This window comes from Massilia sp. METH4, assembly GCF_037094685.1.
Taxonomy (GTDB): Bacteria; Pseudomonadota; Gammaproteobacteria; order Burkholderiales; family Burkholderiaceae_D; genus Rugamonas.
On the sequence record NZ_CP146614.1, the window covers coordinates 3833889 to 3859076 of the forward strand.

Sequence of the window (25188 nt, forward strand, 5' to 3'; positions counted from 1 at the left end):
GCCCTCTCTTCTGTTCGTACTGAAGCTTTTACTGAATATCCACGGAACTGTCTTGAGACGAGTCCGCGAATGGAACCCGAAAGGTTCCGGATGCGCGGGCTTTTTTCATTCTGGATGATCCCCACATACGTACCGGCACGGTCTTTGCGAAGGCCGGGCTGGATTGTTCAATTTATTCACTTGCGTCGTGCCCGGCCAGGCACTGAAGAGATATTTGATGACGACGAAAACGCCGAAGACCCTAACGCTGTCCACCAAGAAGCCGCGCGCCGAAGCCGCGCCGCTGACGGTGCCGAAGACCACCTTATCCTATGTGATCGACAACGCGCAAGAGGCCGCCGGCAAAGTGACCGTCGTGAAGAAGAAGACGTCGCGCCTGGCGGCGCTGCAGCCCGGCGAGCCGGGCGGCGCCGAGGAATTCGTGGCCGAGTCCGCCGCACCGGAGGTGACGGCAGTGGAAGAACCGAAGAAGGCCGTCCGTAAGGCGGCCGCGAGCGCCGACGACGCCGCGCCGAAGGCGCCGGTGGTACGCGTGCGCAAGGCCAAGCTCGATGCCGCCGGGCAGCCGGCCGCCTCGCCCACGGCCCCGGCCGCGGTAAGCCAGGTGACCGATGCAGCCACGCTGGCCTCGATCGATACCTCCGGCTACCTGCTGCCTTCCGTGAAGGTGCCGGGCCGCCGTGGCCGCAAGCCGAGCGAATTCACGCCCGAGAACGATGAAGTGGCGGCACTGAACGCCGTGGAACGCGCCGAACTGAAGGCCGCGTCGAAGGCGCGCGAGCGCAAGGCCAAGGGCCTGGACCCGTTCGGCGGTGAAGCCGGCATGTCGCAGGAAGACCTGGAAAAGCGCCGCCAGCAGTTCAAGAACCTGATCAACATGGGCAAGGACCGCGGCTTCCTCACCTATGCCGAGATCAACGACCAGCTGCCCGAGAACATCGTCGATCCGGAAGCGATCGAAGGCATCATCGCCACGTTCAACGACATGGGCATCGCCGTCTACGAGCGTGCCCCGGATGCAGAAGCCCTGCTGCTGTCCGATAACGTGCCGACCGCCGCCTCCGACGACGAAGTGGAAGCGGCCGCCGCGACGGCCCTCTCCACCGTGGACTCCGACTTCGGCCGCACGACCGACCCGGTGCGCATGTACATGCGCGAAATGGGCGCCGTGGCGCTGCTGACGCGCGAGGGCGAGATCGAGATCGCCAAGCGTATCGAGGAAGGCCTGCGCGACATGATCCAGGCGATCTCGCAGTGCCCGACGACGATCAATGAAATCGTCGACCTGGCCGCGAAGATCGAAAGCGACGAGCTGAAAGTCGACGACGTGGTCGACGGCTTCGTGGATCCGGAAGAATCGTCCGCACCGGCCGCGCCGGCGCCGGCCGCCGCGGCTTCCTCCGATGACGAGGAAGACGAAGAAGAGCTGGAAGTGGAAGAGGACACCGACGGCGACGCCAACGGCGGCGCGGCCGGCTTCTCCACCGAACAGCTGGCCCAGCTGAAGGTCGATGCGCTGGAGCGCTTCGCCGTGATCGGTGCGCAGTTCGACCGCATGCGCAAGTCGGCCTACGGTTCGGCCGCTTACCAGAAGGCGCAGACGGCGATCTCCGCCGAGCTGCTGGGCATCCGCTTCACCGCGAAGGTCGTGGAAAAGCTGTGCGACACGCTGCGCGGCCAGATGGAACAGGTGCGCAGCATCGAGCGCGCCGTGCTGGAACTGTGCGTGAACCGCTGCGGCATGCCGCGCGCCCACTTCATCAAGGTCTTCCCGGGCAACGAGACGAACCTGGACTGGGTGGACGGCGAAGTCGACGCGCGCCATCCGTACAGCGCCGTGCTGGGCCGTAACGTGCCGGCCATCAAGGAACTGCAGAACAAGATGATCGACCTGCAGGAACGCGTGCAGCTGCCGCTGGCCGACCTGCGCAAGATCAACAAGCAGATGGCCGCCGGCGAGAAGCGCGCCCGCCACGCCAAGCGCGAAATGACGGTCGCCAACCTGCGTCTCGTGATCTCGATCGCCAAGAAGTACATCAACCGCGGCCTGCAATTCCTGGACCTGATCCAGGAAGGCAATATCGGCCTGCTGAAGGCGGTGGACAAGTTCGAATACCGCCGCGGCTATAAATTCTCCACGTACGCCACGTGGTGGATCCGCCAGGCGATCACGCGTTCCATCGCCGACATGGCCCGCACGATCCGCGTGCCGGTGCACATGATCGAAACGATCAACAAGATGAACCGCATCAGCCGCCAGATCATGCAGGAAACCGGCAACGAGCCGGACATGGCGACCCTGGCGGCGAAGATGGAAATGCCGGAATCGAAGGTGCGCGAGATCATGAAGATCGCCAAGGAGCCGATTTCGATGGAAACGCCGATGGGCGAGGATGGCGATTCCCAGCTGGGCGACTTCATCGAGGACAACACCACGCTGGCCCCGCTGGACGCCGCGCTGCACGCATCGATGCGCAACGTGATCAAGGAAGTGCTGGACTCGCTGACCCCGCGCGAAGCGAAGGTGCTGCGCATGCGCTATGGCGTGGAAATGTCGAACGACCACACGCTGGAAGAGGTGGGCAAGCAGTTCGACGTGACGCGCGAACGTATCCGCCAGATCGAAGCGAAGGCGATGAGCAAGCTGCGCCAGCCGTCGCGCTCGGACAAGCTCAAGACGTTCCTGACGCAGAACTGATCCTTCCGGATCGCCGGAAAAGGAAGCCGCAAGGCTTCCTTTTTTTTCGCCGGTCCGTTCCGCTGCCGGGCTCGAAAAAAACATCCGGCTTGCGGCCGGGTGTCGGATACCGCTTTTCTCGCCCGACGTCGCCAGCATCCGGCGAAAATTGGCCGGCACGCTGCTGAGCACGATTGGCAGCAATCACTAGGTGAAACCGCCGATGCGGGGTATGCTAGGCACGACATGGCGTGAAGTCGCTGTCTGACTCGTCGCGCCTGCGCATGCGGACCTTGTGCCGCATGCCTGCTGGCGGACGCTCGCTTCAATCAATGAACTGGAGAATCCGCATGAACGAGCTGGAAAAGCATGATACCGACAGCGTGATGGCGGTCCTGGCGGCGCTGCAGGCGGAGATGGCTGCCGATCTCGACGAGCTGCAAAACGAGATCCGTGTAGTCGCGGAGGCGGAGGGTAACGCTCCCGAATCGGGCGACAGTACGCTAAGCGAGCTGCTGGCGGCGAGAACGGCTCTGCACAGCGGCCTGGCAAGCATCCGCGAAGTGTGCGGCTGGATCGACTGGATCATGGAACGGGATGCGGAAGAGGATGCCACGCCCGTAACGATGCCATTGCCCGGCGCGCTGGGTTCTCCCATCCATTGACAACTCATCGCCAGGAAGAGCGGCGCAAGCGGCATGACATGATGCGTGCTAGGATGCAAGGTTCTCGTGCATCCGGCTCATCATGAAACACCGTCTCTTCCTGTTCGACCTCGACGACACTCTGCTCGACTTCAAGGCGTCCGAGCACCTTTCATTCCAACGCGCGCTGGGCGCGCTCGGCTTCACCGACAAGCTCGACGGCCTGTTCGCGCACTACCAGGTGTTCAACACGGCCCTGTGGCGCCAGTTCGAAGCGGGCACCGTGTCGAAGGAATTCCTGAAGGTGGAGCGCTTCCGCCAGAGCTTCCAGGCCAGTGGGCTCGACCTCGATCCCGAGGCGGCCAGCCGCCTGTTCGTGGAGTCGCTGTCCGATACCGTGGTGCTGATCGACGGCGCGGCGGCCTTGTGCGAAGAGCTGGCGGCAACCGGCGAGTTGGGTATCGTCACCAATGGCGCCGAGCAGATCCAGCAACTGCGTATCGCCAGCTCGGGCCTGGGCAAGCACATCTCGTTCGTCTGCACGTCCGAAGCGTGCGGTTTCGCCAAGCCCGACGTGCGCTTCTTCGAACATGCGGGCAAGCTGGCCCGCGCATTCGCGCGGCACGAGGCGATCATCGTCGGCGACCGGCTCGACGCCGACATCCTCGGCGCCAACCGCTACGGCATCGAAAGCTGCTGGTTCAATCCGGGCAAGCTGGCGAACGACTCGCAGGCCGTGCCGACCTTCGAGGTGGCGGCTCTGCATGAAGTGGTGCCGGCGCTGCGCGCCAGCGCCGAGGCTTGAATCAGCTGGGGTTGCGCTGATCGACGTCCGAACCATGCTCGCGGGGCGCGTCGTCGACATGTCGCGGTAGCCGGGGCGCTGCGTGCGCCGCGACATGCCGTCCCCCCGCTTACGCTGCCTGCCCGGTTCTTCCGGCGGCGGGCAACCGCCGCGCCAGCAGCGCCGTGCCGGCCACACCGCCAACGATCAGCAGCACGGCAATGACTTCCGCCTGCGTGCAGCGGAACACGCCGAAATCCAGCACCGGGTTATGGCGGATCTGCTCGATCAGCAGGCGCTCGATCCCGGCCAGCACCAGGTATACGCCGAACAGCCAGCCCTTCTGGAAGCTGTGCCGCCGCAATGCCCACAGCACGCCGAAGCCGGCGAAGCACATGGCGGCTTCGTACAGCGGCGTCGGGTACACGCCGGGCAGGGGGATTACCTCGCCGACGATATTGTTCTCGTACGTCTGGGCCCAGAGCCACGTGGGCAGCCAGTCAGGCTTGAGCGCCATGTCGGCGGCAATGCCCCAGTCGCCATCGCCGGACAACTGGCAGCCGATGCGGCCCAGCGCGTAGCCGAGCATCAGGGCCGGGGCGGCGGCGTCCAGTACCGTCATTGCGGGCAGCTTCCACCGCTTCACGCACACCAGGCCGGCGATGGTGCCGAAGATCAGGCCACCGAAGATGCTCAGTCCCGAGCGCGTGAAGATCATGGCTGCCGGATCGGCGAGAAACTGGTCGGTGTGCTCGAGGATGTGGAAGACCCGGGCGCCGACGATGCCGGCCAGCAGCGTGACCAGCGTGAGGTCGGGCACGACGTGCGCCGGGTCGACCGCTTCGCTGCGCCGGTTCCTGCCGCGCACCAGCGCATGGCCCAGCGCGCCGGCCGCGTGCAGCCTGGCCAGTTCGCGCCGCAGGAAGGCACCCGCCACGAACATGGCCGCCACGACAGAAAGACCGAAGACCGGGATCGGCAGGGGAAGGTCGGCGCCCGTCAGCGCCCTGACGATGTCGCCCAGGTAGGGATATGCCACGGTGTTCCTCCATGTATCGACGGCCTGCCCGGCTGGCAAAAAGCTGCCGCGGCCCGGCAGGGCGTCAGTAAGGCTTGCCGCTCACATCAAGGGCGATGCGCCACAGTGCGCGGTCCCCGGTAATGAACAGTGTCTTGCCGTCCGCGCCGCCGAAAGCGGCATTGGTGACATTGGCGTCGACGCGGATCGTGGCCAGCTCCTTGCCCTGCGGCGAGAACACGCGCACGCGCTTCGCGCCGTGCTCGGTCACGTACAGGTTGCCGTGGCAATCGAGCGCCATGCCGTCGCCGCCGTCGATGCCCTTGATGAATGCGCGGCCCGTGCCGGGCACGCCATCCGTGATCGGGTAGGCGCGCACCTCGCCATCGCCGGCATTCACGTACAGCAGGTCGCCGGACAGCGACAGGGCGATGCCGTTCGGGTTGCGCCGGGTGCCATCCACCAGCGTCACCTTGCCGTCCGTGCCCACGCGGTAGATGCCCGTCACGGGCTGGCCGCCGGGCGCGGCGGCCTTCTGGTAATCCGGATCGGTGAAGTAGATCGTGCCGTCGGCCGCGATGGCGATATCGTTCGGCGAATTGAAGACATTGCCCTGGTAGCGCTCGGCGATCGCGCTGCGCGCCTTGCCCGCCATGGCATAGCGCGACAGCGCCTTGTACTTGTGCGTGGCCGCGACCAGGTTGCCCTGCGCATCGACGGCCAGGCCATTGCTGCCGCTGTCCTCGAGGAAGGTCGTCACGGTGCCGTCGGCAGCCAGCTTGCGGATGCGGGAAGGGAAGCCGCCTTCATGGCCGAAGTCGGAAAAGTACAGCGCATCCTTGATCCACACGGGGCCTTCGTAGAGCTGCGGCCCGGTGCGGGTCGGCGCTGCCGCCGCGACGCGCTGGGCGGTCAGTTCGCCGGAGGGAGCCTTGCCGCAGCTTGCGGCAAGCGCAGTGCCCTGGATGGCGATGAGCAGGGCGGCAACGGCCGCAACGCGCGCGGTGCTCATTGCTTCACCAGTTCGACGCGGCGGTTCTTCTCGCGGCCGGCATCGGTGTCGTTCGACGCAACCGGCGCCAGCGACGCCACGCCGCGCGCCTCCAGCCGCTTGGCGTCGATTCGATAATCGGTCGCAAGGACCTTGGCGACGGCGGCGGCGCGTTTCTGCGACAGGTCCAGGTTTTGCGCGGCAACGCCCTGGTTGTCGGTATGGCCCACGATATACACCTTCAGTTTCTGGTCTTGTTGCAGCAGCTTGGCCATCTCGCCCAGCGCAGCCTTCGAGTCGGGTTTGACATCGGCCTTGCCGGTGTCGAAGTACACGCCATAGACAGCCACCTTGCCCTCGGCCGCGATGCCCTTGGCCATGCCCGCCGCGTCCAGGTTCGCTGCCACCTTGCCGGTTTCCATCGTTGCGGATTCCACGATCTCGGTGTACACGCCGCCATTCTTGCCACCGTTGGGCGACGCGACGATGATTGCAGCATGTACCACCGTGCCGTCCGGCCGGGTTCCTTGCGCGAGCAGGTAGCGCGATGCGACGGCGCCATAGTTGAACGGCTGCCAGTATTCGATGTTGCCGCTCGTGAACTTGCTGCTGACACGGTCCCCGAGCCACGACCTGCCGAAGCCTTCGCCACACGCTTCGTTCGCGCAGGCGAACACCGTCTTGAGCCCAGCCTTGGCGAGCGCCTGCTCGTAATTGCGCATCACCTCGAGTGAAGTACGCTCCTTGGGAAAGTTATAGGCGATCCGGGTGATCTTGCCTTCCAGCGGAACCTTCTTCACGAAATCCGAGCGGGCATTCACGTTGCCGAGCCGGCCTGCCGGCAGCACGATTTCATCGAAGTTCCTGGTCTCGAAGCCCACCATCTTCGCCCCTTCGAAACGGGACAGCAGCGGGTGATCCTGGGCGTTCTTGACAGTGTCCTGCGGCGGCATCTGGCCGTAGGCGAGCGGGGCGAGGCTGGCGCAGAGCGCCAGCGCGGGAAGTCGTTTGCGCATGGTTTTTTTCTTGAACTGAACCAGCGCGATTGTAGGTTTGGATTGCTATTAAAGCAATTGAAATCGTTTGCCGCGCAAGTTGGCGGTCACGCCTTGCGCACGAACTCCGATTTCAGGCTCATCGCCCCGAAGCCTTCTATCTTGCAATCGATATCGTGGTCGCTGTCGACGAGGCGGATATTCTTCACCTTCGTGCCCTGCTTGATGACGCCGCCCGACCCCTTCGGCTTCAGGTCCTTGATGACCGTGACGGTATCGCCGTCCTGCAGCACGTTGCCGGAGGCGTCGCGGTACACCCGCACGGTCTCGACCGCGGCAGCGGCGGGCGACCATTCATGTGCGCACTCGGGGCAGACAAGGCTGGCGCCATCCTGGTAGGCGAACTCGGAACCGCATTGCGGGCAAGGTGGCAGGGCGCTCATGGACACTTTCGCGAAAAACCGGGCAGTATACCCTGTGGAGGAGGAGGAACGATGATCGATGGATTGGCCAACCCCGTATGGGCCGCGCTGACGAGCGGGCACCGCCACCTGGCGCGCGAGCTGGGCGATATGCTGCGTTATGAGCCGGACGTGGCACCGTTCTGCGCGGTGCCGGAGCAGGGAATGTTCGTGCCCGCCGCCGACCTGGAACGCTTCAGGGAAGACGTGTATTTCGTGGGAGCCATTCCCACCGTGCCCGATGGCTGGCAGTTGAAGGAGTTGGGCGGTGTGCTGCAGATGGTGTACCGCGGCGGGCCCGTGGAAGCCTCGCCGGCCGACGGCGTCGTCGAACTCGACGCGCTCGACCCGGCCATGCAGGCATTGACCGCGGTCGCATTTCCCGGCTATTTCCGCGCCCGCACTGGAACGATGGGCCGCTATGTGGGCATCCGGGAGGGCGGGCAACTGATCGCGCTCTCCGGCGAGCGCATGGACTTCGGCGCGCTGCGCGAGGTAAGCGCCGTCTGCACGCACCCCGGGCACACGGGCCGCGGCCATGCCCGCCTGCTGGTGCGGCACATCATGCACGGCATGCAGCGGCAGGGCGTGACGCCGATGCTGCACGTGGGCGCGCAGAACGTCCGCGCCATCGGCCTGTACGAGGCACTGGGCTTCGAGCGCAACGGCGTGCTGCGGCACGCGAAGCTCCTTGTTGCCTAATGGCAACGCGCGGATAGGAGGCATCGCAGGCAAATGATATGCTGGGCAGCTTTACCTCATCGCTTTCCAGCATGTCTCCCAAGATTTCGATCCTCCTGCTCGCCGCGTCGCTGTGGGCGGGCAGCACCGCCGCCGCCCCGTCCGATCGCGTGGCCAGCCTTTATTCCTGCGACCAGGAAGCGGCGCGGGTTGCCGCGGACGAGCTGCTGGCCGACCCGGCCACCGTGCGGCAGCCGGCGCTGCTGTTCCACGCGGCGATGGCCGAGCGCACGGCGGGCCGGCGCGAGCGCGCGTTGTTCTTCCACCTGGCGGCCCGCCTGCGCGGCACGCGGCAGGCGCTGGTCGAGGGTGGCGAGGCCCGGCAAGTCGTGGAGGCGTTGAACGCGTCCGTGGCACCGTTCATGATGCCCATCATGGGCAGGGACCCGGAACTGGGCCGTAAGGTGATGCGCCAGGTGCTCGAATGGGATAGCGCGACGCCCGACCCCTTCCGCGACAAGGTGCCGCAGGCTGCCGGGACGGTCAGGAACGATCTCGCCGAGTTCGAGGCCGGCTTCGCCCAACTGGCCGAGGCCGTTGCAAGGGGAGTGGGCGATGGCAGCCAGGCGCGCAAGACCGACGAGCATATGGAAAAGATGGCGCTGGCCAGCCATGCCCGCCGCTGCGCTCCGGGCACCGTCGACGCGACGGCCGCGCCGGCGGCGATCGCACGCATCGACGAAGAAGTAAGGGGCCTCGTGACGGCGCATCCGCTGGTGCTCCGGCGCGCCGGCGGTGCCATCGGCAAGGTCGCCATCGCCAGCCGCGCGAACCATCAGTATGCATTGCCGCACCGGTACACGGTGAGCGTCGTGCCGGGCAGCGGCGACACGTTCTATGCCGAGGTCGACGTGGCAAGCACGGTCGGTGCCGACCGCCAGCTGGGCAAGATTACTCCGAAGCTTGCGTGCCTCACGGACCTGTGGATCGGCCAGCGCGAAGCGGTCAAGGATGTGTGCACGAGCGATCCGAGGGCGCTGCGCGTGCGCTGACTTCAGTCGCCGGCGGTTACGTTGCCGATCCCCGACACGGACTTGTTCAGCGCCTTCGGCTTGCCGTAGTACGTGAGGCTGCCCATGCCGCGCACCACGGCGTTCAGCGTCTGGCTGGCGTGCACCTTCACGTCGCCGATGCCTTCGAAGTTCACGTCGGCGCGGTCGGTCTTCAAGTCCCGCGTGATGACCTCGCCCACGCCGCGCGCCTTCAGCCGCAGCCATTTAGTGCTGCCTTTCGCCTCCAGCCGGCCGGCGCCCTCGAACTGCAGGTCGATCCGCTCTTCCTTCACGTTGTCGATCACCACCTGGCCCGCGCCCTCGACGATGCACTTCACCAGCGACGGCACGGTGATGACGATCTTGTCGCCGTCCTTCAGGTTGACGTTGTTCTTTTCCGCATAGTCGATCCGCAGCTCATCGGACTTCACGCTGGTGAGCACCTTGCCGATGAATTCCGGCCGGCCCATCACCTTCACCGATTGTGCCTTGCCGGCGTGGACTTCGATATTGATCGGGCCGTGGATGTTGATGGCGCGGAAGGCGGCGAGCTGGCGCGCATCCTCGGCACCATGGGCCGAGGTGACGGCGAGGGCGCAGCAGAGCAGGGAGAGCAGCAGGGAACGGGACAAGACCAGCATGGCGGGAACCTTTTGTAGTGTTGTATGGTGAAGCGATTCTAGATCGTCCGCCGCCGGCTCGGCGGAGATTGCGACGAAATGCCGATTTTCGGCGCCGAAGTGCGCGAAACGCTGCAAGGGATCGGTGCGCCGCCGCCTGCGGCGCCATCGGGGACAGTCCCTGTTGTAAAAAATCGGGACTGTCCCTGTTGTAAAAATTCGGGGACTGTCCCTGTTGTAGGCATGGAACACCGTTGGCAGTTCAGAGCAAAAAAAAAGCGGACCCGCAGGTCCGCTTTCGTCGGCTCGTGAAAATCAGCCCGTATTGCGCAAGCCCGCCGCCACGCCGTTGATCGACAGGTGGATGCCGCGGTGCACGCGCGGGTCGGCCTTGTCCGCCTCGGCGGCCAGCGCCCGGCGCCGCTTGATCAGCTCCACCTGCAGGTGGTTCAGCGGATCGAGATACGGGAAGCGGTTCTGGATCGAGCGCGCCAGCAGCGGGTTGCCTGCCAGGCGTTCGGTCGCGCCGGTCACGGTATCGAGCACCTCCAGCGTGCGGCGGTACTCGTCGCTGATGCGCTTGAAGATCCGCTCGCGCAGTTCCTTGTCCGCCACCAGTTCGGCATAGCGCGAGGCGATCGCCAGGTCGGTCTTGGCGAACACCATGTCCATATTGGACAGCAGCGTGGCGAAGAACGGCCAGTGCTCGGCCATCTCGCGCAGCTTGCCGAGGCGTTCCTCGCGGTCGCCGTCGGCGATCCAGCCCGCCACGGCGCTGCCCACGCCGTACCAGCCCGGCAGCAGCAGGCGGCACTGGCCCCACGAGAAGCCCCACGGAATCGCGCGCAGGTCTTCGATGCGCTTGGTCGACTTGCGCGAGGCGGGGCGCGAACCGATGTTCAGCTCCGCGATCTCGGCGATCGGCGTGGCCGCAAAGAAGTAGTCGGTGAAGCCCGGCGTTTCGTACACGAGGTTGCGGTAGGCCTTGTACGCGCGGTCGGACAGTTCCGCCATCACGGCTTCGAAGCCCGCTACCTGTTCGGTGTGCTCCGGGTGGGCCACCGGCATCAGGCTCGCTTCCAGCGTGGCCGCGACCAGGCGCTCCAGGTTGCGGCGGCCGATCTCGGCATTCGAGAATTTCGAGGCGATGATCTCGCCCTGTTCCGTCAGGCGGATCTGGCCGTTCACGGTGCCCTTCGGTTGCGCCAGGATCGCCTCGTAGCTCGGGCCGCCGCCGCGGCCGACGGTGCCGCCGCGGCCGTGGAACAGGCGCAGCTTCACGCCGGCCTTGCCGAACACCTCGATCAGCGCGATCTCGGCCTTGTACAGTTCCCAGTTCGACGTGAGGAAGCCGCCATCCTTGTTCGAGTCGGAGTAACCCAGCATCACTTCCTGGATTTGCCCGCGCTTCTCGATCAGGCCCTTTACCAGCGGCAGCGACATCACCGCTTCCATGATGCCGGCGGCGCGCTGCAGGTCGGGGATCGTCTCGAACAGCGGGATCACCATCAGGTCGGCCGTCGTTTCGCCTGCGGCGTTCGTGCGCAGCAGCCCCGTTTCCTGTTGCAGTACCAGCACTTCCAGCAGGTCGGACACGGTTTCCGTGTGCGAGATGATGTAGTTGCTGATGGCCCGCTCGCCGTAGCGGCGGCGGATCTCGCGCGCGGCGCGGAAGATCGACAGTTCGGACTGCGTCTCGTCCGTGTAGTCGATGTACGGCGAGTACAGCAGGCGCGGCTGGGCCAGCTCGGCCAGCAGCAGTTTCACCTTCGCATCCTCATCGAGTTCCGCGTAGTTCGGCAGGGCGCCGGCGCGGGCAAACAGTTCGGTCAGCACGCGCTCGTGCACGTCCGAGCTCTGGCGCATGTCCAGCGAAGCCAGGTGGAAGCCGAAGATGTCGGCGGCGCGCTTCAAGGTCGTCAGGCGCGGGCGCGCCAGCAGCGCGGCGTGGTTCGCTTCCAGCGAATCGATCAGCACCTGCAGGTCGGCCGAGAAGGCGGCGGCGTCCGGGTACGGCTCGGCATGGCCCACTTCCTTGCGCAGGATATTGGTCGCGCCCAGCGACCGTGCGGTGCTGGCCAGGCGGGCGTAGATGCCGATCAGCGCGCGGCGGTAAGGCTCGTCCGCGCGGTGGTCCGACTGGTCCGGCGATGCATCGGCCAGCGCCTGCAATTGCGGGCTGCACGGCACCATCAGCGTGGAGATCGACAGGTCGGCGCCCAGCGCGTGCGCTTCGTCCAGGTAGAAGTCGAGGATCGTCGTGGCCTGGCGGGCCAGCGCGTGCTGCATCGTGTCCGCGTTCACGTTCGGGTTGCCGTCGCGGTCGCCGCCGATCCAGCTGCCCATCTGCAGATAGGGCGCTTCGATGGTGGGAACGTCGCTGCTTCCGTACTGCTCGGCGATATCGGCCTCGATATCGTCGTACAGGCCCGGCACCTCGGTGAGGAAGGTAATGCGGTAGTACGACAGCGCGTTCTCGATCTCGTCGGCCACCGTCAGTTTCGTGTAGCGCAGCATGCGCGTCTGCCACAGGGTGGCGATGCGCACGCGCAGCATGTGCAGGTTGGCGGCGCGTTCGCGCGGCGTCAGCGGCAGGTCGCGTTCGGCCAGCAGGCGGGCGATGTCGTGCTCGGCATCCAGGATCGACTTGCGCTGCACCTCGGTCGGGTGGGCGGTCAGTACCGGGGCGATCAGCGCTTCCTTGAAGAAGTTCTGTACGGTGTCCTGGCCGACGCCGGCTTCCTTCAGCTTGGCAAGGGCGTAGCGGGTACTGCCGCGCCGCGGCTGCGAGCCCGCCAGCAGGTGGGCGCGGCGGCGGCGGATGTGGTGCTGGTCTTCCGCGATATTGGCCAGGTGCGAGAAGTACGAGAAGGCGCGCACCACCGAGATGGTCTGTTCCTTCGTCAGGATCTTCAGCATGCCGTCCAGTTCCTTGGCGGCACCGGCGTCCGCCTCCCGGCGGAAACGCACGGCGGTCTGGCGGATCGTTTCCACCACGGCGAAGACTTCCTCGCCTTCCTGTTCGCGCAGCACGTCGCCCAGCAGGCGGCCGAGCAGGCGGATATCTTCTTTCAGCGGCGCGTCCTTGTCGGCGGCGCTTTGTTCATTATTATCTGTCGCACTTACTTGATTAACCATGGAATGATCGCTACGAAGTGGCAAAGTTGAGGTTCGGTGCATGGGGCTCGTGACCACGGCTGCAGGGAATACGCGTGCTAGAATCTCTGGTCCATTTTGTGGTCCAAGACTACGCGCAGGTCGCTGGTGCACGCTTGTCGGCGTGGGCAACAGCATAAAGTACAGGAAAGACAAGGTTTTGAATACATCTGAATCAGTCCAGTCGGAAGCAAGGGATGAAATGAGGGGCGCAACCGTCGTCCCGTCCAGGCTGGTGATCGCCTCGCGTGAAAGCCGGCTCGCCATGTGGCAAGCCAATCACGTGCGTGATCAATTGGCATCATTATATCCGCAGTGCTGCGTCGAAATCCTCGGTATGACGACCCGCGGCGATCAGATCCTTGATCGCACCCTGTCCAAGGTGGGCGGCAAGGGCCTGTTCGTGAAGGAACTGGAAGTCGCGATGGCCGAGGGCCGTGCCGACCTGGCCGTGCACTCGCTGAAGGACGTGCCGATGGAACTGCCGGAAGGCTTCGCGCTGGCCGCCGTGCTCGAGCGCGAAGACCCGCGCGACGCCTTCGTCTCCAACGATTACGCCTCGTTGGCCGAGCTGCCGGCCGGCGCCGTCGTCGGCACCAGCAGCCTGCGCCGCCAGGCGCTGATCGCGGCGCGCTATCCGCACCTCGTGATCAAGCCGCTGCGCGGCAACCTCGATACCCGCCTCGGCAAACTGGACCGCGGTGATTACGCGGCCATCATCCTGGCCGCCGCGGGCCTGAAGCGCCTGGGCCTGCCGCAGCGCATCCGCGCGCTGCTGGAGCCGGAAGACAGCCTGCCGGCGGCCGGCCAGGGCGCGATGGCTATCGAGATCGCCCAGCGCACCGACGGTGTCGACCTTGTCGCCCTGCTGGCACCGCTGAACCACGTCGCGACTTCCCAGGCCGTGACGGCGGAGCGCCGCGTGTCGAAGGTGTTCGGCGGCAGCTGCCAGGTGCCGCTCGCCGCGCACGCCACCATCGAGGGCGGGCAGATGCACCTGCGCGCCATGGTCGCCACGCCGGACGGCAAGCGCGTGGCCAGCGCCTCGGTGCACGGTCCGGCCACCGATGCCACGCAGCTGGGCGACCAGGTCGCCGGGAAGCTGCGCGAACAGGATGCCGTGGCGATCCTCGCCTCCTGCCTCGCCGAGGCGGACGGCGCCGGCGCCTGACGGGATGCCGGGCGCCGTCGTCATCACCCGTCCGCGCGCGCAAGCCTTGCCGCTGGCCGAGCGCGTGACGGCGCTGGGCCGGCGCGCCGAGATGCTGCCGCTGCTCGACATTTCTCCGCTGCCCGATACCGCGCAGCTGCGCGCCGTGCTGGCGCGGCTGCCGCAATTCGCGCTGGTGGCCTTCGTGTCCCCGAATGCCATCGATGCCGCCTTCGCGCACATTGCTCAGTTACACGGTGCGTGGCCAGCCGGCGTCACGCTGGCCGTGGTGGGGGAGGGGAGCCGGGCCGCACTCGCTGCGCACGGCATCACGCCGGAGACCGCGCACATCGTCAGCCCGCTCGACCCCGTGCACAGCGACTCCGAGCACCTGATGCAGGCGCTCGACCTGCCTGCGCTGAACGGCAAGGAAGTGCTGATCGTGCGCGGTGAGTCGGGCCGCGAACTGATGGCCGACGGCTTTCGTGCCGCCGGCGCCAATGTCACCGTGCTGCCGGCCTACCGCCGCAGCGTTCCCCAGCTGACGCCCGGCTTCGCGGCACGCCTGCAGGCGCTGCTGGCCGAGCCGAACGACTGGATCGTCACCAGCTCCGAAGCGCTGCGCGGCCTGTTCATGCTGCTGGAAGAGCTGGCCTGCTCGGCGGCCTGCGAGGATGTTGTGGCAAAGATGCAACAACAGCATCTTATTGTCCCGCATGCCCGGATTGCCGAAACGGCGCGCCTGCTCGGCCTTACCCGGTTGACGCTCACAGGTTCCGGCGACGAGCGCCTGCTCGCCGCGTTACAATCACGGCCATGAACGAATTGCCTACCTTACCAGACCCGGCTGCTCCATCCGGCGCCCAGGCCGGCGCGGCCGTTCCACCCGCTCCCGCCGGCACGCCGCCTTCCGCTCCCTCCGGCCTGTCCAACCGCCACCTGACCATCGGCGTCGCCGTGCTGGCCTTGCTGCTGGCCGCGCACGCGATCAATACGCACACGCAGATGCGCAAGGTGCGCACGGAGACGGCGATGCGCCTGCAGAAGGCCGATGCCGTCAATGCCGAGTCGAACCAGCTGGTGAAGTCGGTGCAGGAAACCACGCGCGACCTGCAGGTGAAGGTGGGCGTGCTGGAAAACCGGCAGCAGGAAGCGCAGGCGCAGCAACTGGCGCTGGAACAGCTGTACAACGACATGTCGCGCAACCGCGACGAGTGGGCGCTGGCCGAGATCGAGCAGGTGCTGTCGACGGCGAGCCAGCAGCTGCAACTGGCCGGCAACGTGTCCGGCGCGCTGATCGCGCTGCAGAACGCCGACCGCAGCCTGTCGCGCTCCGACAAGCCGCAATTCATCACCATCCGCCGCGCGATCGCGCGCGATACCGAGAAGCTGAAGGCGCTGCCGAGCGTCGATTCCGTGGGCCTGGCCGTGCGGCTGGACAATGTGATCGCCCAGGTCGACACGCTGCCGATGCTGTCGGACGCCACGCTGTCCACGCACGGCATGGCCGACCGGGCGGCGGGCAGGCATGAAGCGCGCGTGAAGAGCCGCGCCCCGCAGATGGAGCCCGTGGTGCCGCAGGATACGTGGGTCACGCGCCTGCAGGCGGCCTGGAATGGCTGGAGCAGCGAGATGTGGACGGACGTGCGCGAGCTGGTGCGCGTGCGCACCGTGGAGAACCCCGACTCGCTGATGCTCGCCCCGGAACACGCCTACTTCCTGCGCGAGAACCTCAAGCTGCGCTTGCTGAACGCGCGCATGGCGCTGTTGTCGCGCAACGAAGGCGCCTTCCGCGCCGACCTGCTGGCGGCCCAGGAAACGCTGGCGCGCCACTTCGACACGCGGGCGCGCCAGACGCAGACGGTGCAGACCTTGCTGCGCCAGGTACAGGGCAGCAACCTGTCGATCGAGATGCCCACCCTCTCGGACAGCCTGAACGCCGTGCGCAACTACAAGGCGAAGCCCTGACATGCGTGTATTCCTCTGGTTACTTGCGCTGATGGCGGCCGCCATCGGCATCGCCGTGACGGCCCGCTACAACCCGGGCAACGTGGTGCTGTTCTATCCGCCGTACCGGATGGACCTGTCGCTCAATATCTTCGTGGTGCTGCAGGTCCTGCTGTTCGTGCTGCTGTATGCGGTGGTGCGTGCCGTGCGCGCGACCGTCAAGATGCCCGAGCGCGTGGCCGAGTACCGCCAGCGCAAGCGCGAACGCGACGGCAACAAGGGCTTGCGCGACGCGTTGAAGGCGCTGTTCGAGGGCCGCTTCGGCCATGCCGAGAAGGCCGCGCTGCGCGCCGCTGAGCTGCCGGAAAACGCCGGCGTGGCCGCGCTGATCGGCGCCCGCGCCGCCCACCGCATGCGCCAGGCGGCCCGCCGCGACCAGTGGCTGGCGCGCGTTGCCGACGACCCGGCCATGAAGACGGCGCGCCTGATGACGATGACCGAACTGCTCGTGGACGACCACCAGCCGGAAGCGGCGCTGGCGGCCGTGCGCGAGCTGAACGCCAGCGGCACGCGGCACATCCATGCGCTGCAATGGTCGCTGAAGGCCGAGCAGCAGGCGAAGAACTGGCCGGAAGTGCTGCGCCTCGTGCGCTCGCTGGACAAGCACCGCGCGCTGCACCCGGCGTTGTCGGCCCGGCTGCGAGAACTGTCCTACGAACACCTCTTGTCCGACAAGACCCACGACGCGGAATCGCTCATGCGCGTGTGGGCCACGATCCCGACGACCGACCGCGTCAAGCCCTATGTGGCCTGCCGTGCCGCCACCGCGCTCAATTCGCGCGGGCTGCATGACGAGGCGCGCCATGTGGCGGAAGAAGCGCTCAAGGCGAACTGGGACGAACGCATCGTGCGCGCGTACCGCGACGCCGCCGCCCCGGCCGGCTCGGCCGCGCTGCTGGCCCAGATCGAGCATTGCGAAGCCTGGCTGGCCGAGCGCCCGAACGACGCCGAACTTGCTCTCGCGCTGGGCTCGCTTTGCCTGAAGCAGAAGCTGTGGGGCAAGGCCCAGCGCTACCTGGAGGGGGCGCTGTCCGACGCCACCGAACCGGCGATGGTGCGAGAAGCCCACCTGAAACTCGCCCAGCTGCACGAGGCGCTGCAGCAGCCGGAAGAAGCTGCCAGCCATTACCGGCAGTGCGCGCTGGCGACGATCCTCTAAAGTTGCTCCGAAAATGGGGTCTGTCCCCATTTTTGTTGCAATATTTGCTGCGCCGCACCAGCTTGCATTTGGCTATAATTGCGCGGTTTAGCCAATTGACAAAGCTGTATTACCGAGGAAAAACATGAGTCTGAATAAAGTATCCGCCGGCCGCGACGTGCCGAATGACTTCAACGTCATCATCGAGATCCCGATGAATGCCGATCCGATCAAGTACGAAGTGGACAAGGAATCCGGCGCGATCTTCGTCGACCGCTTCATGGGCACCGCGATGCACTACCCGTGCAACTACGGCTATGTGCCGAACACGCTGTCCGCCGACGGCGACCCGGTCGACGTGCTGGTCATCACCCCGTTCCCGCTGATCCCGGGCGTGGTCGTGCGCTGCCGCGCGATCGGCGTGCTGAAGATGACGGACGAAGCGGGCCAGGATGCGAAAGTGCTGGCGGTGCCGGTCGACAAGGTGCTGCCGATCTACAAGCACTGGCAAAAGCCGGAAGACCTGCAAGACCTGCGCCTGCAGCAGATCCAGCACTTCTTCGAACACTACAAGGACCTCGAGCCGGGCAAGTGGGTGAAGGTCGACGGCTGGGAAGGCCCGGAAGCGGCCAAGGAAGAAATCCTGTCCGGCGTGGAAGCGTACAAGAAGGGCGCGCAGGCGTAATCACGCAGGCACCAGGACCCTCGAAAAAGGCAGCTTCGGCTGCCTTTTCCAATTGACGACCGCCGATGTCCGGAACCAGTACCTCATTGAGGCCTGGTGTCGGTCATATTTTCCGGGCGCTTTCTCCGGAAAATGTGTGCGACACCGGTTCTCGCGGAGCCTGCCATTGCGGGTGCCTCAAAGGAAAACCGGTGTCGAACACCTGAAGGTGTCCGACACCAGCACGCAACACCAGCACGCAACACCAGCACGCAAAGGCCGGTAGCGGCCTCGGCTTTCGCTGCCTGTGCAACACCTGTAAAGCCGCGTAAAACCCCGCAAAACTCCCGCAAGACCCATCCCGCCGGCGACCCGCTTCGCTACAGTGCCGCGTATCCAAACCAACCACGGAGTACGCGCATGCACTTTTCAACACGGGCAGCGGTCATCGCCACTTCGCTCACGCTGTTCCTGTCCGGCTGCGGCAGTTCATCCGACACGGAAACAGGTCCCGCGATCGTGACGCAACCCGCGTCGGTCACGATCATCGACGGTTCGAACGGCGTGCTGTCGGTCGTCGTCAAGGGTAGCGGCCTCGCTTACCAGTGGTACAAGGACGGTGCTCCGATCGATGGCGCCACGGCCGCCATCTACACGGCCACGGCGGCCGGCAGCTACTACGTGGTGGTGACTCATGCCGAAGGTTCGATCACGAGCGGCAACGCCGTGGTGTCGGTCACGACCGCCCCGGTCATCACCGCGCAGCCGGCGTCCGCCACGATCCTGACGGGTACCAGCCAGGTGCTGAAGGTGGGCGCGGAAGGGGCCGATCTCACGTACCAGTGGTACAAGGACGGCGTGGCGATCGGCGGCGCGACGGCGGCCACGTATTCGGCGTCCAGTGCCGGCAGCTACATGGTGCAGGTCTTGAACGCGGCCGGTTCGGCGCAGAGCACCGCGGCCGTGATCGCCGTGTCGCCGAACGTGACCGCGCCCGTGATCATCACGGAGCCGCGCTCGCAAACGGTGAACGCCGGCACGGGCGTCACGTTCTCGGTCGCCGTCAGCGGCACCAGCGTCGCTTACCAGTGGTACCGCAACGACGTGCCCCTCGCCGGTGCCAACGGCCCCACCTACACGATCACGGCGGCAAACGCCAACAGCGCCGGCATCTACCAGGTCGTGGCCACGAACACGGCGGGTACCGCCACCAGCACCACGGCGGAGCTGAAGGTGAACGTCCTGGGCGATGGCGCCAACACGGCGGCCGTCGTCAACGCCGCAAATGCCTTCCTGGCCACGCTGACGGCGCAGCAGAAGACTGTCGCCACCGATGCCACGTCGTCCACCACGGTGCTGTTCGACTACTCGCTGGCCAATGCGAACCAGTGGACGAACCTGCCGGGCAACCGCCACGGCCTGCGCCTGAACGGCAGCGCGCTGAACAGCGAGCAGCTGGCGGCGGCCAATGCCGTGATCGCGAAGGCGCTGAGCGCCACCGGCATCGCGCTGCTGGGCGAGCTGCGCGCGGCCGATCAGGTGCTGGCCACGGCGCAGGCGAACGGCACCGGCACCGGCATGCCGGGCGGTACGGGCATGCCACCCACCGGCACCTTCCCGACGGACGGTACCGGAACGCCGATGGCCGGGACCTTCCCTCCGGACGGTGCCGGCACCCCGCCAACGGGCACCGGCGGCGGCATGGCAGCGATGGGCTACGGCAGCGACCTGTATTCGATCGCCTTCGTGGGCACGCCCTCGAAGACGTCGCCCTGGATCCTGCAGGTGATCGGCCACCACCTGGCCTATAACATCACCTACAACGCCAGCAAGGTAAGCGCCACGCCGGCATTCATCGGCGTCGAACCGCCCGACTGGAGCGTGGCCGCGGACGGCACGGTGACCGTCACGAACAATGCTTCCACCGCGGGGTACGCGCACGCGCCGATGGAAAGGCAGCGCGCCGCCATGTACAACCTGGCCGAAGCCATCCATGCGGACAGCACGGCGAGCGCCGCCGCGAAACTGGCCGGCACCTTCACCGACGTGCTGATGGGCGCTTCGGGCAACAGCGACGGCAACTACAAGTCGCTGGTGTACCCGACCAGCGGCCGCGGCCTGCAATACCCGGCCATGAACGACACGCAGAAGGCCTATGTGCGCGCAGCGATCGAAGCCTGGGTGAACACGCAGGCGGCGGACGTGGCGGCCGCGCTGCTGGGCGAATACCTGTCCGACGAGGCACTGGCCGACACCTATGTGGCCTATGGCGTCGGCCAGAACGGCACCAAGGCCGATTTCTCCGCCTACCCGAACGCGAAGGCGGTGCCGCTCGACGCGCAGCACTCGTACATGCGCATCGACGGGCCGCGCGTGTGGATCGAATTCGTCGTGCAGCAGGGCGTGGTGTACGGCACCAATGTCCACTACCACACGATATGGCGCGACAAGACGGCCGATTACGGCGGCAGCTTCTGACGTGCTGACGAGGTTCCTGCAATGCGTGGCCGTGCCGTGCCTCGCCTTCGCGGTGGCGGCGGCATCGGCCCACCCGTCGCCGCAATCCGAGGTGCTGCTCGAAGGCCGCGCCGACAGCGTGCATGCCCAGGTCACGCTGCCGCTGGACGAGCTGGCGCTGGCATTGGACCGGCGGCCGGCCGAGCCGGGGCCGGACAGCGCCCTCGTCACCGATGTGCAACTCGGCGCCTACCTGGCCGCGCACATCCGCCCGGTGGCGCCGGACGGCCGGGCATGGACGGTGAAGACGGGAGACGTGCGGTGGATGCTGCGCCAGCGCCCGGCCGACGTGGTGGCTTCGCTGACCTTGCGCCCGCCCGCGGGCGCGCCGCTCGACCGCTTTACCCTGAACGTCGATGCGATCGCGCACCAGGTGCCGAGCCATGTCACGATCGTGGCGATGCGCGGCAGGGGGGAGGCCAGGCCGCGCGTCGTCGGCACGCTGCGCTTCGGCCAGCGCAGCGTGGCCGTGCGCGGCGCCGATCCGCGCTGGTGGATCGGCAGCGCCGACCTGTTCAGGCTGGGCATGGCCCATATCGCCGAAGGCGCCGACCACCTGCTTTTCCTCCTCACTTTGCTGCTGCCCGCGGCGCTGGTCGCCAACGGTGGGCGGTGGCAAGGCTACGGCGGCACGCGCCACCTGGCCGCCAACCTGCTGAAGGTGGTGACCGCCTTCACCGTGGGACATTCGCTCACGCTGTTGCTGGGTGCCACGGGTGCCGTGCGGGTACCCGAACAACCCGTGGAAGTGGCGATCGCGGCGTCGATCCTCGTCTCCGCTGCCCATGCCTGGCGGCCGCTCTTCCCGCGCCGCGAAGCGTGGATCGCCGCCGGCTTCGGCCTCGTGCACGGCCTCGCATTCGGCGCCACGCTGCGGGAACTGGATCTGTCGGGCCTGCGGCTGGCTTGCGGCATCCTCGCCTTCAACCTGGGCATCGAAACCATGCAGGCCGTGATCGTGGCGCTGGCCGCGCCGCTGCTGGTGCTGCTGGCGCGCTCGCGTTTCGGCACGCGGGGCAGGCGCGTCGCCATACTGGCCGCCGGTGCGGCGGCCGTCGCGTGGGTTGTGCAAAGGGTATGACGCTACCTCCTTTGCGTGTTGCAAATTGGAATAAGTAGTTACCGCAGGGATGCATAAAATGCCAGGCCGAGGCGGTACAATGCGGCGCTTTCAATCAAAACGGGAAGAAGTGACGATGAAAGCATTCGCCAACATGAATATCGGCAGGCGTCTCGGCGTGGTCTTTACGCTCGTGCTCGGCCTGACCATCGTGATCGCGGTGGCTGCCATCTGGCGCCTGAACAAGATCGCCGACGAGACCAGCGCGATGATGGCTGTGCCCCTGGCGAAAGAGCGCCTGATGAGCGAATGGCACACGCAGACCTTCGCCGCGGTGCGCCGCACCGCAGCGATCGTCAAGAGCAACGACACGAGCCTGGCGGAGTTCTTCAAGGCCGACGGCATCAAGACGTCCGGCCGTTCCACGGAACTGATCAAGCAGATCGAACCGCTGCTCGAGGGCGAGGAAGAACGTGCCCTGTTCAAGCGCATCGGCGAACTGCGCAAGGCCTACACCCAGGCCAAGGACAAGGCGATCAAGGCACGTACCGACGGCGACCCGGCCGGCTCGGCGCGCATCCTGAACGAGGAATATATCCCGGCGGCCGACATCTACGAGAGCACCCTGGCGCAACTGGTCCACATGCAGCAGCGCCGCATCGACACCATCGCCGCAGGCATCACGGCCGATAACGGGGCCAGCGCGCGCATGATCGGCATCCTGGCCGCGGCGGCGGTGACGCTGGGTGCGCTGTGCTCCTGGGTCCTTACGCGCGGCATCGTGCGCCCGATCCGCGAAGCGGTCGAGCTGGCCGAGACGGTGGCCAGCGGCGACCTGACGCGCAAGATCGACGCCACCACGAACGACGAAACGGGCGCATTGCTGCGCGCGCTGCGTAACATGAACGACAGCCTCGTGAAGATCGTCACCGACGTGCGCGGCGGCACCGATACGATCGCCGGCGCGTCGGGCGAGATCGCCTCCGGTAACCTCGATCTGTCGAGCCGCACCGAACAGCAGGCCGCGTCCCTGCAGGAAACGGCCGCCTCGATGGAGCAGATCACCGGCACTGTGCGCCGCAACGCCGACAATGCCAGCGAGGCGAACGAACTGGCGATCACGGCGTCGAACGTCGCCGTCGAAGGGGGCGCGGTGGTCGGCAAGGTCATCACCACGATGGGCTCGATCAACGAATCGTCGCGCAAGATCGTCGACATCATCGGCGTCATCGACGGCATCGCGTTCCAGACGAACATCCTGGCGCTCAACGCCGCGGTGGAAGCGGCGCGCGCCGGCGAACAGGGGCGCGGCTTTGCCGTCGTGGCCTCGGAAGTGCGCACGCTGGCGCAGCGTTCGGCCGCCGCCGCGAAGGAGATCAAGGGCTTGATCGGCGATTCGGTCCAGAAGGTGGATGCCGGCGCCAAGCTGGTCGACCAGGCCGGCGCGACGATGGAGCAGGTGGTCGAATCGATCCGCCGTGTCACCGGCATCATGGCCGAGATCACCGCCGCGACCAGGGAGCAGGCGGTCGGCATCGAGCAGGTGAACCAGTCCATCGGCCTGATGGACGAGGCGACCCAGCAGAACGCGGCCCTGGTCGAGCAATCGGCCGCGGCGGCGGGGGCGATGCAGGACCAGGCGGCCAGGCTGGCGCAGGCGGTCGGCCTGTTCAAGCTCGATACGGCGCTGGCGAGCTTCGCGGCCCCGGCACCGGTTCGCCCGGCCGCGGTGACACGCGCCGTGGCGGTGCCAGTGGTCAAGCCCGCCAAGACCGCCAAGCCGGCGGCACCGGCGGCCGCGATGGCGGACGAGTGGGAAGAGTTCTGATCGGATTTGTCGCGTCATCCGGCCGGGCCGCATGACGGGCCACGGCCGGCCTGCTTTCCCTGCCGGGCGCGCCATCGCCGTGCGCCCGGCGTCTCCCCTCGCGCGACCCGATCCCGGGTCGTGCCAATCTGAACAAGCATCGTTGCATGAGGTGCCTTGTCGCATAAGGGTATGCGATCGCACCGCATAACATTATGCAAATTCATTCGTGGCCCCTTTCATAACCCCTCCTTATGATGACCGCACTCATCTGTAGTCATCTCATCTAAAGGAGGTTTCCATGACCGTTGCACGACGCCGCTTCACGACCCTGCCAACCCTTGGTGCGCTGGCGGCGGCGATGATGGTGGCGATGCCGGCGGTCGCGGCGCCCAGCGTGCATCCTACCGGCGTCACGCGCTATGATCCGGAGCGCGCCTGGAATGGCTATGTGCTGTTCTCGGGGCAGGACAAGAAGACACACCTCATCGACATGAACGGCAACGAGGTGAGGCAGTGGCCGTACGAAGGCTTCCCGCCGGTGCTGCTCGACCCCGCGCTGACCAAGGGCAAAAAGGGCAATGTGCTGGTGCAGCTGGCGCAGCTGCCCGGCGTGCAGCAGGCCGGCAATGGCCTCGGCAACAAATCGATCGGCGAAGTGGACTGGAACGGCAAGGTGCTGTGGCAGTGGGGCGAGGGCGCGCAGGATGCGTACGCTTCCGCCTCGGTCGACAGCGCCGGCGCGCCGGGCGGCACCGCCAAGCAGCACCATGACTGGCGGCGCCTCGCCAACGGCAACACGCTGGTACTCGCGAACAAGGTGCATGCCGTGCCCGGCTTCGCCGCGAAGGCCCTGCTCGACGACGTGATCTACGAGGTCACGCCGGACGGCAAGCTCGCCTGGCAATGGACCGCATCCGAGCACCTCGACGAATTCGGCTTCTCGCCCGAGGCACTAAAGCTTGTGAAAGCCGCGCAGCCTAAGCACGGGGCGCAGGCGGTCGACTGGCTGCACATCAACAATATGTCGGTGGTCGGACCGAACAAATGGCACAAGGCCGGCGACAGCCGCTTCGCGCCGGACAATATCCTGGTCGATTCGCGCGAAGCCAATTTCATCGTCATCATCGACAAGAAGACCGGCAAGATCGTCTGGTCGCTGGGCCCCGACTATCCGGCCATCGCCGGCACGGCGGTGCCGCGCGCCGTGGACCAGATCATCGGCCCGCACGACGCCCACATCATTCCCGAAGGCCTGCCCGGCGCCGGCAACCTGCTGGTGTTCGACAACCAGGGCGAGGCCGGCTATCCGAAGGTCAGCCCCGGCATCTTCCCGCACTCGCGCGTGCTGGAGATCGACCCGGTCAGCAAGCGGATCGTGTGGCAGTACACGGCCACCGATTCGCGCCAGCCGCAATGGAGCTTCTACAGTGCCTTCATCTCGAGCGCGCGCCGCCTGCCGAACGGGAACACGCTGATCGACGAAGGCATGACCGGCCGCTTCTTCCAAGTCACACCGCGCGGCGACATCGTGTGGGAGTACGTGAGCCCGTACTACGGCGTGTCCGCAGTGGGCGGCAGCGGCAAGCAGATCGACACGAACTGGGTCTATCGCGCGCAGCCGGTGCCGTACGACTGGGTGCCCGAGGGCACGCCGCGTTCCGAGCAGCCGGTGCCCATGCCCGCCATCGCCAGGCAATAAATCCAGCTTTACCGAAAACACCGGCGCGCCCGCCGAGGGGGCAGGGCGCGCCACGCCCACACAA

General features: G+C 66.4%; 20 protein-coding genes. 14 read left to right on the top strand and 6 right to left on the bottom strand.

Translation table 11 applies throughout. The features are described 5' to 3' along the window. Nucleotides 1–217 precede the first annotated feature (217 nt). The 3 genes from rpoD (at nucleotide 218) to V6Z91_RS16920 (ending at nucleotide 4126) form a co-directional block, all read left to right on the top strand. The gene (gene rpoD, locus V6Z91_RS16910; RefSeq protein ID WP_338758836.1) at nucleotides 218–2698 is read left to right on the top strand and encodes an RNA polymerase sigma factor RpoD; all 2481 of its coding nucleotides are present in this window, start codon (nucleotides 218–220) and stop codon (nucleotides 2696–2698) included. Between the two features lie 329 nt (nucleotides 2699–3027). After that, on the top strand, nucleotides 3028–3342 hold the full coding sequence (locus tag V6Z91_RS16915) for a hypothetical protein (protein ID WP_338758839.1): 315 nt from the start codon (nucleotides 3028–3030) through the stop codon (nucleotides 3340–3342). Nucleotides 3343–3424: 82 nt separating this feature from the next. Then, nucleotides 3425–4126, top strand: a complete 702-nt coding sequence (locus V6Z91_RS16920) for a YjjG family noncanonical pyrimidine nucleotidase (protein ID WP_338758841.1) — start codon at nucleotides 3425–3427, stop codon at nucleotides 4124–4126. A 109-nt stretch (nucleotides 4127–4235) separates the two neighbouring features. Here the strand turns inward: V6Z91_RS16920 and V6Z91_RS16925 are convergent, their stop codons facing one another. The 4 genes from V6Z91_RS16925 to V6Z91_RS16940 all read right to left on the bottom strand — a co-directional run bounded on the left by V6Z91_RS16925 (nucleotide 4236) and on the right by V6Z91_RS16940 (nucleotide 7552). Continuing rightward, on the bottom strand, nucleotides 4236–5144 hold the full coding sequence (locus tag V6Z91_RS16925; protein ID WP_338758843.1) for a prolipoprotein diacylglyceryl transferase: 909 nt from the start codon (nucleotides 5142–5144) through the stop codon (nucleotides 4236–4238). Between the two features lie 64 nt (nucleotides 5145–5208). Beyond that, nucleotides 5209–6135: an SMP-30/gluconolactonase/LRE family protein gene (locus tag V6Z91_RS16930; RefSeq protein ID WP_338758845.1), complete on the bottom strand. Its 927-nt coding sequence runs from the start codon at nucleotides 6133–6135 to the stop codon at nucleotides 5209–5211. Then, entirely contained in the window at nucleotides 6132–7130 is a 999-nt protein-coding gene (locus V6Z91_RS16935; RefSeq protein ID WP_338758847.1) for a DUF4892 domain-containing protein, read from the bottom strand. Before V6Z91_RS16935 ends, V6Z91_RS16930 begins: the two co-directional genes overlap by 4 nt. A gap of 86 nt (nucleotides 7131–7216) precedes the next feature. Further along, nucleotides 7217–7552 (bottom strand): zinc ribbon domain-containing protein YjdM, encoded by a 336-nt coding sequence (locus V6Z91_RS16940; RefSeq protein ID WP_338758848.1) that lies wholly within the window; start codon nucleotides 7550–7552, stop codon nucleotides 7217–7219. Nucleotides 7553–7603: 51 nt separating this feature from the next. Here V6Z91_RS16940 and V6Z91_RS16945 point away from each other — a divergent pair, with 51 nt between their 5' ends. Together V6Z91_RS16945 and V6Z91_RS16950 are read left to right on the top strand one after the other, a co-directional pair. Further along, nucleotides 7604–8272 (top strand): GNAT family N-acetyltransferase, encoded by a 669-nt coding sequence (locus V6Z91_RS16945; protein ID WP_338758849.1) that lies wholly within the window; start codon nucleotides 7604–7606, stop codon nucleotides 8270–8272. Nucleotides 8273–8343: 71 nt separating this feature from the next. Further along, nucleotides 8344–9303, top strand: a complete 960-nt coding sequence (locus tag V6Z91_RS16950) for a hypothetical protein (RefSeq protein WP_338758851.1) — start codon at nucleotides 8344–8346, stop codon at nucleotides 9301–9303. A gap of 2 nt (nucleotides 9304–9305) precedes the next feature. Here the strand turns inward: V6Z91_RS16950 and V6Z91_RS16955 are convergent, their stop codons facing one another. Further along, the gene (locus tag V6Z91_RS16955) at nucleotides 9306–9944 is read right to left on the bottom strand and encodes a DUF2807 domain-containing protein (protein WP_338758853.1); all 639 of its coding nucleotides are present in this window, start codon (nucleotides 9942–9944) and stop codon (nucleotides 9306–9308) included. A 294-nt stretch (nucleotides 9945–10238) separates the two neighbouring features. Next, on the bottom strand, nucleotides 10239–13061 hold the full coding sequence (gene ppc / locus V6Z91_RS16960; protein ID WP_338758855.1) for a phosphoenolpyruvate carboxylase: 2823 nt from the start codon (nucleotides 13059–13061) through the stop codon (nucleotides 10239–10241). A gap of 220 nt (nucleotides 13062–13281) precedes the next feature. On the opposite strand from ppc, the gene hemC reads away from it, so the two are divergent. The 9 genes from hemC to V6Z91_RS17005 all read left to right on the top strand — a co-directional run bounded on the left by hemC (nucleotide 13282) and on the right by V6Z91_RS17005 (nucleotide 25124). After that, a complete protein-coding gene (hemC, locus tag V6Z91_RS16965; RefSeq protein WP_338758857.1) occupies nucleotides 13282–14250 on the top strand; it encodes a hydroxymethylbilane synthase in 969 nt (322 codons plus the stop codon). 4 nt (nucleotides 14251–14254) lie between these two features. Next, nucleotides 14255–15049, top strand: a complete 795-nt coding sequence (locus V6Z91_RS16970; RefSeq protein WP_338758859.1) for a uroporphyrinogen-III synthase — start codon at nucleotides 14255–14257, stop codon at nucleotides 15047–15049. Further along, nucleotides 15046–16197, top strand: a complete 1152-nt coding sequence (locus V6Z91_RS16975) for a uroporphyrinogen-III C-methyltransferase (RefSeq protein WP_338758861.1) — start codon at nucleotides 15046–15048, stop codon at nucleotides 16195–16197. Before V6Z91_RS16970 ends, V6Z91_RS16975 begins: the two co-directional genes overlap by 4 nt. Before the next feature lie 31 nt (nucleotides 16198–16228). Beyond that, nucleotides 16229–17395 carry a heme biosynthesis protein HemY gene (locus V6Z91_RS16980; protein ID WP_338771905.1) on the top strand — a complete coding sequence of 389 codons (1167 nt, stop codon included), beginning with the start codon at nucleotides 16229–16231 and terminating at the stop codon, nucleotides 17393–17395. A 124-nt stretch (nucleotides 17396–17519) separates the two neighbouring features. Further along, nucleotides 17520–18059 carry an inorganic diphosphatase gene (ppa, locus tag V6Z91_RS16985; protein WP_338758863.1) on the top strand — a complete coding sequence of 180 codons (540 nt, stop codon included), beginning with the start codon at nucleotides 17520–17522 and terminating at the stop codon, nucleotides 18057–18059. Between the two features lie 399 nt (nucleotides 18060–18458). Next, complete coding sequence (locus tag V6Z91_RS16990; protein WP_338758865.1) at nucleotides 18459–20516, top strand: DUF3500 domain-containing protein; 2058 nt, start codon at nucleotides 18459–18461, stop codon at nucleotides 20514–20516. A 1-nt stretch (nucleotide 20517) separates the two neighbouring features. Then, nucleotides 20518–21636: a HupE/UreJ family protein gene (locus V6Z91_RS16995; protein ID WP_338758867.1), complete on the top strand. Its 1119-nt coding sequence runs from the start codon at nucleotides 20518–20520 to the stop codon at nucleotides 21634–21636. 115 nt (nucleotides 21637–21751) lie between these two features. Then, complete coding sequence (locus V6Z91_RS17000) at nucleotides 21752–23443, top strand: methyl-accepting chemotaxis protein (RefSeq protein WP_338758869.1); 1692 nt, start codon at nucleotides 21752–21754, stop codon at nucleotides 23441–23443. Nucleotides 23444–23723: 280 nt separating this feature from the next. Then, nucleotides 23724–25124 carry an aryl-sulfate sulfotransferase gene (locus V6Z91_RS17005; RefSeq protein ID WP_338758870.1) on the top strand — a complete coding sequence of 467 codons (1401 nt, stop codon included), beginning with the start codon at nucleotides 23724–23726 and terminating at the stop codon, nucleotides 25122–25124. Nucleotides 25125–25188: the final 64 nt, after the last annotated feature.

What these genes read in the sequence shown, in the direction of transcription:
- V6Z91_RS17000 (WP_338758869.1), top strand. Translation starts at nt 21,752, where the DNA reads ATGAAAGCATTCGCCAACATGAATATCGGCAGGCGTCTCGGCGTGGTC.
- V6Z91_RS16945 (WP_338758849.1), top strand. Translation starts at nt 7,604, where the DNA reads ATGATCGATGGATTGGCCAACCCCGTATGGGCCGCGCTGACGAGCGGG.
- V6Z91_RS16935 (WP_338758847.1), bottom strand. Translation starts at nt 7,130, where the DNA reads ATGCGCAAACGACTTCCCGCGCTGGCGCTCTGCGCCAGCCTCGCCCCG.
- hemC (WP_338758857.1), top strand. Translation starts at nt 13,282, where the DNA reads ATGAGGGGCGCAACCGTCGTCCCGTCCAGGCTGGTGATCGCCTCGCGT.
- V6Z91_RS16980 (WP_338771905.1), top strand. Translation starts at nt 16,229, where the DNA reads ATGGCGGCCGCCATCGGCATCGCCGTGACGGCCCGCTACAACCCGGGC.
- V6Z91_RS16940 (WP_338758848.1), bottom strand. Translation starts at nt 7,552, where the DNA reads ATGAGCGCCCTGCCACCTTGCCCGCAATGCGGTTCCGAGTTCGCCTAC.
- V6Z91_RS16970 (WP_338758859.1), top strand. Translation starts at nt 14,255, where the DNA reads ATGCCGGGCGCCGTCGTCATCACCCGTCCGCGCGCGCAAGCCTTGCCG.
- V6Z91_RS17005 (WP_338758870.1), top strand. Translation starts at nt 23,724, where the DNA reads ATGACCGTTGCACGACGCCGCTTCACGACCCTGCCAACCCTTGGTGCG.
- V6Z91_RS16950 (WP_338758851.1), top strand. Translation starts at nt 8,344, where the DNA reads ATGTCTCCCAAGATTTCGATCCTCCTGCTCGCCGCGTCGCTGTGGGCG.
- ppc (WP_338758855.1), bottom strand. Translation starts at nt 13,061, where the DNA reads ATGGTTAATCAAGTAAGTGCGACAGATAATAATGAACAAAGCGCCGCC.
- V6Z91_RS16975 (WP_338758861.1), top strand. Translation starts at nt 15,046, where the DNA reads ATGAACGAATTGCCTACCTTACCAGACCCGGCTGCTCCATCCGGCGCC.
- V6Z91_RS16955 (WP_338758853.1), bottom strand. Translation starts at nt 9,944, where the DNA reads ATGCTGGTCTTGTCCCGTTCCCTGCTGCTCTCCCTGCTCTGCTGCGCC.
- ppa (WP_338758863.1), top strand. Translation starts at nt 17,520, where the DNA reads ATGAGTCTGAATAAAGTATCCGCCGGCCGCGACGTGCCGAATGACTTC.
- V6Z91_RS16920 (WP_338758841.1), top strand. Translation starts at nt 3,425, where the DNA reads ATGAAACACCGTCTCTTCCTGTTCGACCTCGACGACACTCTGCTCGAC.
- V6Z91_RS16930 (WP_338758845.1), bottom strand. Translation starts at nt 6,135, where the DNA reads ATGAGCACCGCGCGCGTTGCGGCCGTTGCCGCCCTGCTCATCGCCATC.
- V6Z91_RS16990 (WP_338758865.1), top strand. Translation starts at nt 18,459, where the DNA reads ATGCACTTTTCAACACGGGCAGCGGTCATCGCCACTTCGCTCACGCTG.
- V6Z91_RS16915 (WP_338758839.1), top strand. Translation starts at nt 3,028, where the DNA reads ATGAACGAGCTGGAAAAGCATGATACCGACAGCGTGATGGCGGTCCTG.
- rpoD (WP_338758836.1), top strand. Translation starts at nt 218, where the DNA reads ATGACGACGAAAACGCCGAAGACCCTAACGCTGTCCACCAAGAAGCCG.